The following is a 12482-nucleotide window of genomic DNA, read 5'->3' as shown; positions in this document are numbered from 1 at the left end:
GAAGTCCTGCCCCCTTCCAAATTTAAACAGATTATAACAAGTGTAATTAAATATGAAAAATATATAAAACAGTCATAAATAATATGAAAAACATATTACTTAGACCAGTCTGTATTGATTTACCAAGGTTTGTTAAATATTCACATTCTCTGCAATCATTTGCCGCTATGATGAGAGTTGGATGTGATATCTATGAAGAAACAAAGGAAAATCCTCTTTCTCATCTTGTTAGTGGCAGGAACTCTGCTCGATTGGTCCAGTAGTCAGCAAAAACAGGATGTCGATCTTTACACGATAGGAATTGTGATTGCCAATGAGGATCGAAAAGATAAAGTAGCGGGATTGAAGGCAGGATTGCAATCGTTAGGTCTCAGTGAAGGAACACGTGTTCAGTATGCGCCTGTTTATCTGAATACGGTTCAGACGCTAGAAGAGGAGCACTCCATTGTCCAGGACTTGATTTCAAAAAAGCCTGATGTAATCGTCACGACAGGGGCGCACGAGACCTTTTTGATTCAACAGGCATCAACGACGGTTCCCATTGTTTTTATTGGTGTCGCCTCATTGGTCGAGCTACCCCTTGTTGAGACCGAGGGGACGGTTACATGTGGAATCAGCAATGGCCAAATGAATGTGATTGGGAAAAGATTGGAGCTGACAACTCGTTTGTTGCCTGAGGCCAAGCGTATTCTGATCATCGCCGATTCTCATGCTCCTACGACAGAGCAAGCCATCGTAGAAGCAAGGTCAGCTGCTTCCTTGCTTGGCGTCCGTTTGCAGGTGGAGCAGATTGCTTCCCCAAGAGATTTAGAGGACTTGCTCAGTAGGCTCTCTCCAGGAGAATACGACGCCATGCTTCCTTTACCTAGCTATGTTCTGGAAGACGCGATTACCGATTGCTTGCCTCTTTTGATCGATAAGCAATTGTTTGTCATGGGATCTTACCCCGAGCAGGTGAAGGCTGGTTTGTATGCCGCTTACGGCGTTTCCTTTCATACACAAGGCATGCAGGCTGCTCAGATGGTGGCTCGGGTGTTGGATGGAGTCCCTCCTACAGATCTGTCAATCGAATGGCCGGATGACGTGCGGTTAGCTGTCAATGCCACTTCCCTGTCCAAGCTTCCCATTACCGTAACCGATCAACAGTGGTCATTGGCTCAAGAATGGTATGGAGTAAGGAACGAATGAGGAGGAGCAGACTACCGCGCATCAATCGACTGAAGACAAAAATGCTCCTGTTTGGGCTATGCATGTCCATCATCCCTTTTCTGATTCTTGGTTATATCAATTTGCATACCAGTAAAGATAAGGTTCGAGAAGAGGTAGACAGAGCCAATCAGATCTACGTGGAAAATACGTTGGCGCAGTTAGATATGCTTTTTTTACATACGTCCCAATCCATGCAGGTGGTTCAGCAGCGTTTTCTTAATGAGCGCCCTAGCGATGATGATGCTTATTTCTTGTTGAATACCTTATTGAAAACTTCTCCATACATGGAGGAAGTCGCGCTTTTTAAACAGGATGGTGAGCCGCATTATTTGCTAAATCGCTGGAAACATCATAGGCTGGACACACCCAAGGAGAGAGATAACCAATTTCTTTCCACGATCCAGTCGGGAAAACCGTACATCGGAAGCATTGTCCGATCAGCAGAAGGGAAGCTGCTGGTAACGGTCGCGATCCCTCATGTATCTGCCAACGGTGTAAAAGGCGGCATGTACGCAAAGCTCAATGTAAAACAGTTACTCGAACAAGTCACACTGCGAGCTCGCTATGAAAACGAGGCCTATTTGTTCGTCACAGATGGGAAAAGCGATAGGTTTGCCGATCCGTTTATGTTGGGCAAGCCTTCTGATGGCTCTTTCACCTATTATGAACAAGCGGTTCCTCCCTCCTGGACACTACCAGATCGAACTGAAAAGCCTGGTATTCGGACGTATCAAGCTTCCAATGGAGATGTCATGGTCAACTATGCCATGCGCTCTTCTGTCACACATTGGGTCATTATGCTGGAGCAGTCGAGCCAAACGGCGTTTGCTGCCTTTTCAAAATTGGAACAATCTCTGCTCTTTGCGACCTTATTTATCGCACTTATCGTTTTGGGAATTAGCATTGTGTTTTCTGTCTCGTTTAGCCGATTAATGGAAAAGATCGAATTCGCTGTGCAAAAAATCGCAGGTGGCGACTTATCCGTACGAATATCAGTGACGACCTCAGATGAAATTGGCAGGCTAGCAGCGTCCTGCAATGAAATGGCACAAAGTCTGGAGATGAAGACCAATCAGCTTCTCGAAGAAAAGAAACGGCTTGATCTGGTCGTCAGTGGTATGGGGATGGGGCTGATTCTGGTAGATGAATCTTTTCACATTCGCTGGATTAATCAAACAGCGTCGGCGTGGTTCCAGGATGCTAATCTTCTGGGGAAAGACTGCCATCAGACGATTGGTCAGCAATTTAGCTCATGCAGTAGTTGCATGCTCCGAACGCGACATATGGTAAACCAAAAACAGACTGACCTTATTTCCTCCAGAGTCGACCAGGATGGACGTGTCCGATCTTATCGACATCAGGTTTTCCCTCTGCATCCGGAGAAAGAGTCGTCTGCTTTTCTAGAGGTCATCGAGGACATCACGGAGAAACGAGAGCTAGAAGCCGCTATCGCACAAGCAGACAAGCTCGCTGCTATTGGACTCTTGGCGTCGGGCATTGCGCATGAAATCAATAATCCATTAGGCATTCTGTCGCTGTATGGTCAAGACTTGCGAGACCGTCTAGTGGACGAGGATATTCGAGATTTGCAGGACACAGGAGAGCTTACCCAATACTTGGACACGATGGACAAACAAATTAACCGTTGCAAGGAAATCACGACCCGATTGCTGCACTTTTCGGGGAAATCACCCGTAACCGTAGAAAAAGTAGATATTCATCAAGTGCTATCAGACATTCTCATTCTTCTGTCCCATGAAATACGTGTCAAACAGGTAACGATAAACCAGTCTCTGTTGGCCTCTGCTCCGTTTCTTCTCGCTACGCCTGGACAACTTCAGCAGATCTTGCTCAATTTGTTAACCAATGCGCTGTACGCGACTACGGAGCGAGGAAACATTGAGATAGCATCTGATTCACCATCGAATGATCGAATCCGTCTGTGGATCAGAGATGATGGATGCGGTATACCCGCAGCAGATTTGCCCCATGTTTTGGAGCCGTTTTATACAACCAAGCCACCTGGAAAAGGGACTGGTCTCGGGTTATCGGTCTGCTACGGGATTGTGACGAATTTAGGCGGAGAAATCGAGATCGAAAGCACGCCAAACAAAGGCACAACTGTTACGGTCATCCTGCCGTCGGCAAAGGGGGAATGAACAAAAGATGCACGCTGACACTCGTATACTCATCGTTGATGACGAAGCAGATTTCCGCCATCTATTAACCAGTCGATTACAGAGAAAGGGATATTTCACGCTCGAAGCAGCTGACGGAATCAGCGCACAGAAGCTAGTAACCAGCGAAACGATTCATGTCATTCTGCTTGATTTGAAAATGCCCGGGATGGACGGCCTCTCCTTTCTGCAATGGTGCAAGGAAACCTCTCCTGCCATTCAAATCATTGTTGTGACCGGGCACGGAACAATCGAAACAGCTATCGAAGCGATGAAACGCGGCGCTTATGATTATTTGACAAAGCCTTACAACCTCAATGAATTAGAGCTTTTGATTTCCAAGGCCGTCGAAAAACAGCAGTTGGCCGAGGAAAACCAACAGTTGAGAGAAGCTCTATCGACAAACGGGAAAACGACGTTTCAAATCGTTGCTGAAAGCCCGAAGCTAAAAGAGGTCCTAGCAACTGCCAAGCGAGTAGCGAGTACGGATTTTCTCGTTCTCTTAAAAGGGGAAAGTGGAACAGGGAAGGATGTCATCGCGAGACTCATTTATGAATGTAGTGAGAGAGCATCAGAGGCATTCGTACCGATCAATTTGGGGGCGATACCAGAAACGATGCTGGAAAGTGAACTGTTCGGGCATGAGAAGGGAGCTTTTACAGGCGCAACTGCTCAGAAAAAGGGACTGGTAGAGATTGCCCACCGAGGGACGCTCTTTTTGGACGAAGTAGGGGACTTGCCTTTTCCTTTGCAGGTCAAGCTGCTCCGTTTTCTGGAATCCGGCGAATTTCGCCGAATAGGGAGCCCGATTCTGCACAAGGTGGATGTTCGTATCATTGCTGCTACCAATGCCGACCTAGAAAAGAAAGTAGAAGAAGGAACGTTCCGATCCGATCTTTATTTCCGTCTGCATGTCATGGATATAACGATTCCACCTCTCATAGAGAGAAGAGAGGACATTTTGCCACTGTCGGCTTTCTTTTTAAATCGACTCAAGCGTAAGTATCCAGTCAAACCGCTTTCTGTGAAAGCGCAGGCAGCTCTTTTGGCCTACTCATTCCCGGGGAATGTTCGGGAGTTGGCTCATATGATCGAACGTGCTGTCGTTTTGGCAAAAGGAGAGGAAATTGACGACAAGGATCTCTTTCCTCACGAACAGCAAGTACCTCAAAACCCGTCAGATAAGAAGCTCATTTCATCAGCAGAGACTGGGGAAAAAGAGGCATTTTTACTGAAAAATGTGGAGCGAGAACATATCAAGCATGTGCTGGACGTTCTGCAATGGAACAAGACCAAGACAGCAGAGAAGCTGGGGATCAGCGTACGTAATCTGTACCGAAAAATCGAAGAGTACGAGCTGCGACCGTGACATTTTGTCGCATACTGACTATGACATTTTGGCAAAGTCTTTTCTTTTTCATGCTGTTTGAGAGCGTTAAGCCATTCATTTCCCTGCTTCTATCGTATGGCACGCCTCTTGCTACTCTCCTGTTGTGAATGCACGATCAACATGGAGGAGTGAGACCTATGATCAAAAAAGAGAAGACAGGCTGGAAGAAGCTGTCTATGGTAGTAGTGGCGATGCTGGTCTTTGCAGGCTGCGCTACACAGCCGACCGCTCAACCCACCTCAACAGCGAGTGAGGCAACGGGAGCGAGCAATCTAGATACCTACACCCCGCCTAGTCTGGACAAGGTGCCAGAAGGGCCATTGGGAGAATCGATTAAGTATGGACATAAGTTAATGAATGAAACGAGCACAGCGATCCCTGAATACACAGGGAATAAGCTCTCCTGCTCCAGTTGTCACGGTAATGCCGGAATGGATGCGACCTCTCCTTTAACGGGTGTCACCGCAGTCTATCCCCAGTACATTCCAAGGTCTGGCAAAGTGCTTACCATTGAGGATCGCATCAATGGTTGTTTTCAACGAAGCATGAACGGAAAGCCATTGCCTTACAACAGCGATGAAATGAGAGCGATGGTCGCCTATCTGACCTATATCTCAACAGATGTACCAGTAGGAATCAAAGAGCGCCCGTGGATAGAGAAAAATGATATGAAGAGCATACCTCAACCGAATGTGGCAAATGGAGAAGCACTCTTTCAAAAATCGTGTATACAATGCCATGCAGCCGATGGTTCAGGAACAGGACCAAACTCTGGACCAGCGCTATGGGGGGATAACTCCTTCAATATTGGTGCAGGTATGGCCCGAATTTCCAAAGCTGCTGGGTACATTCAGCGCAACATGCCTTTAGGGGAAATGGGCGGTATTAAGCAAGGCTCGTTAACGGATCAAGAAGCAGCGGACCTAGCAGCCTATATTTTGTCCAAGCCACGTCCGGACTTTGCCAAAAAGGCACAAGACTGGCCAGCTGGAGGAGTTCCAAAGGATGTGCCGTATGAAGTAGACAGCGCCAAGAAGAAGCAATAGGAACTCGGCATCTGACCCCCAAAAGGGGCTGTCCCTTTCGTTTGCACATAATTGGCTGAAGAAAGCAACAGTAGATGAAAAGAACAGAGGCAGTTCTCAAGTAGAATTCTACTTTTGGGATAGCCTCTGTTTTTTTGTGCTTAACAATACATTGTGAGAATCATCACTATTTTTGTGGATTATTTGTAAAAAAATGGTATAGTAAACCAGAATAGTAAAAATATAAAAACAAGGAAGGTAAACGGGAATGAACAAAAAATCAAAACTGTTTTCAGTATCAATGGCTACAATTATTGGCGCTTCTCTTGTAACTTCTGGGGGATTACAAGCAAATGCAAAAATAGATCCGAATATTGGTAATATTCAAGCTGGCTACTATTACATCGATGGAATGGAGTATAAAGTACCGAACAGCGAGATTTATAATTTCGTAAATGAAAATAGAATCACGAATTTGCCGCATGTTACCTCAAATACATCAACGACGTCAAATAGAGGGGATGCGCGTAAAGTAAGACCCACAGCTGGATGTGATCAAGGTGAATGGGTATTTACAGCGAAAAGAACAGCAAGCGGCTTCAAACTAGGGGATTCTGGAACGAGAGTTATCAATAAAACCAGTAGAGATTTGACTGAAACATCGAAATTAAGTTCCAGCACTACGATTTCAGGTAAAGTTACTGGATCAGGCAAATGGAATTGGGGTGTAATCGAAGCGACAGCAGGCTTCGAAATAGGCGGTAGCATAACATGGACGACAGAAGAGTCAACTACCATTACAGTAGGCCCTGGTGAGTGGGGATGGATTGATTATGGTGCTTATACGGAGACTTGGGAAGGAGATCATTACTATGTAACCCCCACTTGCAAAATTCAAGACAAAAAGAGAATCAAGGTAATAGGACCAAAACACAAAGCCAAACTAGCAAGAACAGAAAAATTCTAATAACTGCAAAGAAGGAGAAGAGTTGAGAATGAGAAATAAACTCCTAATACCTATATTGCTCCTAGCTGTATGTAGCCTCTTATTAGGGTGCCAGGAAACGAAACTTGCCAATCAGAACGACAAAGTGCTGCCTAATAATACTGCAGCTCCTAAACCGGATGATCATGCAGTAAAAGAAGTGGAGTGGGTAAAGGTTGTTGATCCACCTCAAAATGTCTCTTCTCCTTCTGAAGCTGTTGTCCATCAATACGAGGTAGGATTTAAAGATGGAACAACAGAATTTCCTAAGAAGGATTCTGTCATTTTCGAAACGACCCTCGGACAAAAGAGTATAGTGGCTATACGTTCTCCAGAGGGAAAAAACAATTTTGCCGTTTTTTTGTATGAACTTAATCCCTCAGCTAGTTGGGGAGTTTATGGACTTGTAAGGTTGTTGGGGAATACCGAGTTTGCAGATAAAGAAGGTTTACAATTACCTTTTGAAAAGTTCAATGCAACAAAAATGAGTGTGCCAGAAAAAGAAGTGAATGCTTGGGTGTTTGCAAACGAAAAAGAGATCGTTACAATTACCGTATATAAACGCTTTCCGTTTACACCCAGTTCTGATCGCGAAACGATCTTTCTAAAAAATGGGAACGAAGCATATATAGGTAAGGATCATTTGAAAAATAGCTACTTGTATTACTTTGATACCGAAAAGACAATTGTTGTTTCTGGTAATGTAGCCAAGCAGAAATTGATTGATGTAGCAAATTCTTTACCCCCTGTTACTTCTGCATTGTTTCCTAGCCCGAAGAAAAAGGAAAAATAAAGGAATATCCGTAGTTGGTGGAGAAGAGCGACAGTGTAGAGCTGTCGCTTTTCCTTTTTTGTAGATGATCGTAGGAGGATTCGAAATGCTGATCAAATGGATTACGTGTAAAGTAACGGAAAATCAGAAGCAATCGTTTTCCCATGCCCAAGCGAAATGGAGACCATTAGAGGAAATAACAGGCTTCCTGGGACAAGTCGGAGGCTGGAACCAGCATCAGCCGTTGGAAGCATGTATTCTTACTGTTTGGGAAAGTAGAGAGCACTATCAATCTTTCATGGAGAAGGATCACGATCCTATTTTTCATCAGACGGGGCAGGCCCAGACATACGAAGCCATATCCGTGCAACTATTCTCGAAGCTCACATATAGTGACGAGCGTCAGATGTTGGATGGGTTGGAAAGCGCTCAAATTCTTCGGGTAGTCTGTGGAAGCGAAAACAACGTACTCGCAGAAGCTAGGGCAGTGCCGGGAGGGATCGTTGGACAAAGCTTGAAGGACAGTCTGCAATATATAGCGGCGTCTTTGTGGAAAAACGACCAGCTGGCACAGACGGGAGTCGCTCAAGCCCACACCGTCGCTCTAGAACAGGCATGGAGAGTTGTCAAAAGAGGAGACCTCAAATGAGCAAACCCGATCTAAAAGGCATTATTTTCGATATGGATAATACCCTGCTGCAATCCCGAATCAATTTTGCTGAAATGAAGCGGGCCATTTTTCAGCTGTGGGCGGACAATGGAATTGTAGAGCCGACTCTCGATTGGGAGAAGTATACCGCATCACAGCTCATTGAGATTGGCAGAAAATCGGAGCAGATGACGAGTGAACTGGAACAAGCGATGTGGGAGGCAGTGACCACCATTGAGAAGGAAGGGATGCACGGTGCTGTTCTGGAGCAGCATGCAGTAGAAGTTCTTGCGCAGTTGAAGAGCAGCTACCGACTGTACATCTTGACCAATAACGCATACGCCGCCGCAGAGGAGGCGTTGAATCAGACGGGAATCGCCACCTATTTTGACGAAATCGTCGCCCGCGAGCAGATGACGACCTTGAAGCCGTCTCCGAGTGGCATTCACTATATCCGCAGCCGCAAGCCAGATTGGCCTGTCTCAGCCTGGACGATGATCGGGGATTCTTGGATCGATGGAAAGGCGGCATGCGATGGTGATGTCGCATTTATTGCGTATCAAGGGAAGGAGCAAGATATGGAGCGAAATGGCGTTGTGCCTGCTGCATACATAACCGATTTGAAAGAACTCCTGACCGTCCTCGAAGAGTGCGAGCAAGGGTAAAGTGCACTTCCCCAATAAATGATTACAGACAATAGAGAAAAATATGCTATACTTTGCATAACTGAATACCAGCCTTCAGGGTAGGGTGCAATTCCCGACCGGCGGTAATGACGAACGCACGTCTGAGCCCGCGACTCGCTATCGAAGCAGTTGATAGCGACTGACTTGGTGCAAATCCAAGGCCGACGGTACAGTCCGGATGGGAGAAGGTATTTGGAATGGCCTATTTCGCCGTTTTTTTTGAAAAACGGTTGAAGTAAGGCTTCTTTCTCGACGCCCTGAGCATACTATTCACGGGCGTTTTTGTTTTTCGTAAAACTTCATAGCGACAATCTTCAGGGCAAGGTGAAATTCCTGACCGGCGGTAATGACGTACGTACGTCTGAGCCCGCGACTCGCTGACCACGCTTGCAGCGACTGATCTGGTGAAAACCCAGAGCCGACGGTACAGTCCGGATGGAAGAAGATTTTTGTGCTTTCTTCATTTGTTTTTTGCAAAAACAGATGAGAGGAAGGCTTCTTTCCCTATGCCCTGAAACGCTTTGAGGTTTCAAGGGCTTTTTGCGTTGTGCTTGGCTGGAATGATGGAACAGAAAGGAGTGCGGTATGGAACAGGACAGCAAGTACATGGAACTGGCGCTGGAATTGGCACGATCGGCACGAGGTCAAACCAGCCCGAATCCCATGGTCGGAGCTGTGATTGTAAAGGATGGAACCATCGTGGGAATGGGAGCGCATCTGCGAGCAGGAGAGCCCCATGCTGAGGTACACGCACTGCGGATGGCAGGGGAAAAAGCGCAAGGCGCGACCGTGTACGTGACGCTTGAACCTTGCAGTCACTACGGGAAAACACCGCCGTGTGCAGAGGCGTTGATTGCAGCTGATGTACGTCGTGTCGTTGTAGCGACGCTCGACCCGAATCCACTGGTGGCGGGACGAGGAATGGAGATGCTGCGGGCAGCAGGGCTGGATGTGGCGGTGGGCGTGAGAGAAGAGGAAGCGAGGGCGCTCAATGAAGTCTTTTTCCATTACATTCAGACCAGACGTCCATTTGTGACGGTAAAGACGGCCAGTACATTGGACGGGAAAATCGCTTCGTTCACGGGACACAGTCGGTGGATTACGGGAGCAGAGGCTCGGGCAGAGGTGCATGAACTGCGCAGGCAGCACGATGCGATCCTGGTCGGGGTTGGGACAATTCTCACTGATGACCCATTGTTGACGGCGCGCCAGGAAGAGCAGCGTTTTGGAAGCCAGCCAGTTCGAGTGATTTTGGACAGCCAATTACGGACGCCGCTGGATGCCCGTGTCGTCCAGAATACAGATGCGAAGACGTGGATCTTTACGACAGATGCAGCCTCAAGGGAAAAGCAGGAGCTGCTTGCGGCAAGAGGAGTAAAGGTCATCACAACGGATGCCCCAATTCGCGTGGAAAAGGTGCTGGATACGTTGGGAGAACTGGGGATTACCTCGTTGCTTGTAGAAGGCGGGCAGGAGGTCAATGGCTCCTTTTTGCAGGCGAGAGCGATTCAAAAGATCGTGAGCCATATCGCGCTAAAGCTGATCGGGGGAAGCAGCGCGCCCTCTCCATTCGGTGGTCAAGGCTTTGCGACGATGGGAGAAGCGGTACAGCTGACAAATGTCACGATCACACCGATCGGGAAAGGTGATGTACAGATCATCGGGTACCCACAATGGGAGGATCAGGCGTAGCAAGTGAGGAGGAGAGAGCATGTTCACGGGACTGGTCGAAGAAGTGGGCGTATTGGAAGCGATTCAAGGGAACGAGCAGGCGAGTCGACTGGTCATCCGCGCACAGCAGGTACTCGAAGGGGTGAAGCTCGGGGACAGTATCTCGGTTAATGGCATTTGCCTTACGGTTACTTCTTATACGAATCGTCAGTTTAGCGTCGATGTGATGCCAGAGACGATGAACAAGACGAGCTTGCGGCAATTACGGAGCGGACAGCGAGTGAATTTGGAGAGAGCGATGCGGCTGGGGGACCGTTTTGGCGGGCATATCGTCTCCGGACATGTAGATGGGACCGGAATGGTTGCTTCACGAGAGGTGAATGCGAATGCTGTCGTGTTTCGGATTGAGGCGAAACCGCAACTGTTGAAGTACGTTATTGCCCGTGGATCGATTTGCATTGACGGCATCAGTCTCACTGTGGTGGACGTAAACGATATCGGTTTTACCGTTTCGATCATTCCGCATACGCTGGCCAATACGAGTCTTGCCGACAGACGACCTGGGGACTTGGTGAATCTCGAAACAGATGTCATCGGCAAATATGTGGAGCGTTTGTTAGGTTATCAAAACCATGGCGGTACTGAGAAATCTAGCGGGCTCAGTCTAGCCTTTTTGCAGGAAAACGGCTTCGCGTGAGTAGGAGGGAAAAAGCATGTTTCATCGCATAGAAGAAGCATTGGAAGATTTGCGTCAGGGCAAGGCGGTCATCGTGGTAGATGATGAGGATCGGGAAAACGAAGGAGATTTTGTCTGCATGGCCGAAGCGGCTACGCCTGAAATGATCAACTTCATGATTACACATGGGAGAGGACTCGTTTGCGTACCGGTGACAGAAGAGCACGCAACTCGCTTGCAGCTCCATCCGATGGTGAAGTCCAATACAGACAAGCAAGGAACGGCTTTTACCGTGTCCATCGATGAAGGGAGTACACACACAGGGATATCCGCTCATGAGCGCTCATTGACGGTCTTGGCGATGCTCGATGAGCAGAAGACCGCAGAAGATTTCCGCAGACCGGGACACATTTTCCCGTTAATCGCGAAATCTGGCGGTGTATTGCGCAGAGCGGGACATACGGAGGCGGCGGTTGATTTGGCTCGCTTGGCGGGGGGCAAACCCGCGGGAGTCATTTGCGAAATTATGAACGAGGATGGCTCCATGGCACGTCTGCCGCAATTGGTAGAGATCGCACGCCGCTTTGATCTCAAGCTGATTACGATTGCAGACTTGATCGCGTACCGGATGCGGACGGAATCCATGGTGAAAAGGGAAATCGAAGTGCAGCTTCCGACCGCCTACGGTGATTTTCGGATGGCGGCCTATACGAACGAGCTGGATGGCAAAGAGCATGTGGCTCTCATCAAGGGAGACATCGGACCAGATGAGCCCATCCTCGTTCGCGTGCACTCGGAGTGCCTGACAGGAGATATTTTCGGCTCTCATCGCTGCGACTGCGGTCCACAGCTGCACGCTGCATTGGAGCAGATCGAAGCGAACGGACGCGGCATTTTATTGTACATGCGCCAAGAGGGCAGAGGCATTGGCTTGATGAATAAGCTGCGTGCCTACAAGTTGCAGGAGGAAGGCTTGGATACTGTTGAGGCCAATGAAAAGCTAGGCTTCGCCGCTGATCTGCGAGATTACGGTATCGGTGCGCAAATTTTGCGAGATATAGGAGTGCAACGCATGCGGCTTTTGACCAACAACCCACGAAAAATCCGCGCGCTTACCGGTTACGGATTAACAGTAGAAGAACGGGTGCCACTTCAAATGCCGGAGCATCTGCACAACAAACAGTACCTATCAACAAAACAAGAGAAGCTGGGTCACCTGCTTCATCTGCACGGATAAGGAGA

At 47.8% G+C, this 12482-nt stretch carries 11 protein-coding genes and 2 riboswitches; all 11 genes read left to right on the top strand.

Features of this window, described 5'->3' with window-relative positions; all coding sequences use genetic code 11:
• Positions 1-192 precede the first annotated feature (192 nt).
• The 11 genes from ACKKE8_RS26200 to ACKKE8_RS26150 all read left to right on the top strand — a co-directional run bounded on the left by ACKKE8_RS26200 (position 193) and on the right by ACKKE8_RS26150 (position 12477).
• Positions 193-1188 carry an ABC transporter substrate-binding protein gene (locus ACKKE8_RS26200; protein ID WP_409175595.1) on the top strand — a complete coding sequence of 332 codons (996 nt, stop codon included), beginning with the start codon at positions 193-195 and terminating at the stop codon, positions 1186-1188.
• Positions 1185-3368, top strand: a complete 2184-nt coding sequence (locus tag ACKKE8_RS26195) for an ATP-binding protein (protein ID WP_409175594.1) — start codon at positions 1185-1187, stop codon at positions 3366-3368. The genes ACKKE8_RS26200 and ACKKE8_RS26195 overlap by 4 nt, the downstream gene beginning before the upstream one ends.
• A 7-nt stretch (positions 3369-3375) precedes the next feature.
• On the top strand, positions 3376-4755 hold the full coding sequence (locus tag ACKKE8_RS26190; protein ID WP_409175593.1) for a sigma-54-dependent transcriptional regulator: 1380 nt from the start codon (positions 3376-3378) through the stop codon (positions 4753-4755).
• Between the two features lie 158 nt (positions 4756-4913).
• A complete protein-coding gene (locus tag ACKKE8_RS26185; protein ID WP_409175592.1) occupies positions 4914-5822 on the top strand; it encodes a c-type cytochrome in 909 nt (302 codons plus the stop codon).
• A 247-nt stretch (positions 5823-6069) separates the two neighbouring features.
• The gene (locus ACKKE8_RS26180; RefSeq protein ID WP_409175591.1) at positions 6070-6768 is read left to right on the top strand and encodes a hypothetical protein; all 699 of its coding nucleotides are present in this window, start codon (positions 6070-6072) and stop codon (positions 6766-6768) included.
• A 28-nt stretch (positions 6769-6796) separates the two neighbouring features.
• On the top strand, positions 6797-7579 hold the full coding sequence (locus ACKKE8_RS26175) for a hypothetical protein (RefSeq protein WP_409175590.1): 783 nt from the start codon (positions 6797-6799) through the stop codon (positions 7577-7579).
• Between the two features lie 85 nt (positions 7580-7664).
• Positions 7665-8207, top strand: a complete 543-nt coding sequence (locus ACKKE8_RS26170) for a YdbC family protein (RefSeq protein ID WP_409175589.1) — start codon at positions 7665-7667, stop codon at positions 8205-8207.
• Positions 8204-8872 (top strand): HAD family hydrolase, encoded by a 669-nt coding sequence (locus ACKKE8_RS26165; RefSeq protein ID WP_409175588.1) that lies wholly within the window; start codon positions 8204-8206, stop codon positions 8870-8872. The genes ACKKE8_RS26170 and ACKKE8_RS26165 overlap by 4 nt, the downstream gene beginning before the upstream one ends.
• A 67-nt stretch (positions 8873-8939) precedes the next feature.
• Positions 8940-9087: riboswitch (FMN riboswitch) on the top strand.
• A 112-nt stretch (positions 9088-9199) separates the two neighbouring features.
• Positions 9200-9344: riboswitch (FMN riboswitch) on the top strand.
• 134 nt (positions 9345-9478) lie between these two features.
• Positions 9479-10585, top strand: coding sequence for a bifunctional diaminohydroxyphosphoribosylaminopyrimidine deaminase/5-amino-6-(5-phosphoribosylamino)uracil reductase RibD (ribD, locus tag ACKKE8_RS26160; protein ID WP_409175587.1), 1107 nt, complete (start codon positions 9479-9481; stop codon positions 10583-10585).
• Positions 10586-10604: 19 nt separating this feature from the next.
• On the top strand, positions 10605-11261 hold the full coding sequence (locus ACKKE8_RS26155) for a riboflavin synthase (RefSeq protein ID WP_409175586.1): 657 nt from the start codon (positions 10605-10607) through the stop codon (positions 11259-11261).
• 16 nt (positions 11262-11277) lie between these two features.
• Positions 11278-12477 carry a bifunctional 3,4-dihydroxy-2-butanone-4-phosphate synthase/GTP cyclohydrolase II gene (locus ACKKE8_RS26150; protein ID WP_409175585.1) on the top strand — a complete coding sequence of 400 codons (1200 nt, stop codon included), beginning with the start codon at positions 11278-11280 and terminating at the stop codon, positions 12475-12477.
• The last annotated feature ends 5 nt before the right edge of the window (positions 12478-12482 follow it).

This window comes from Brevibacillus fortis, assembly GCF_046196545.1.
Taxonomy (GTDB): domain Bacteria; phylum Bacillota; class Bacilli; order Brevibacillales; family Brevibacillaceae; genus Brevibacillus; species Brevibacillus fortis_A.
The sequence above is the reverse complement of the archived record's forward strand: the minus strand, read 5'-3'. Positions and strand labels throughout refer to the sequence as shown.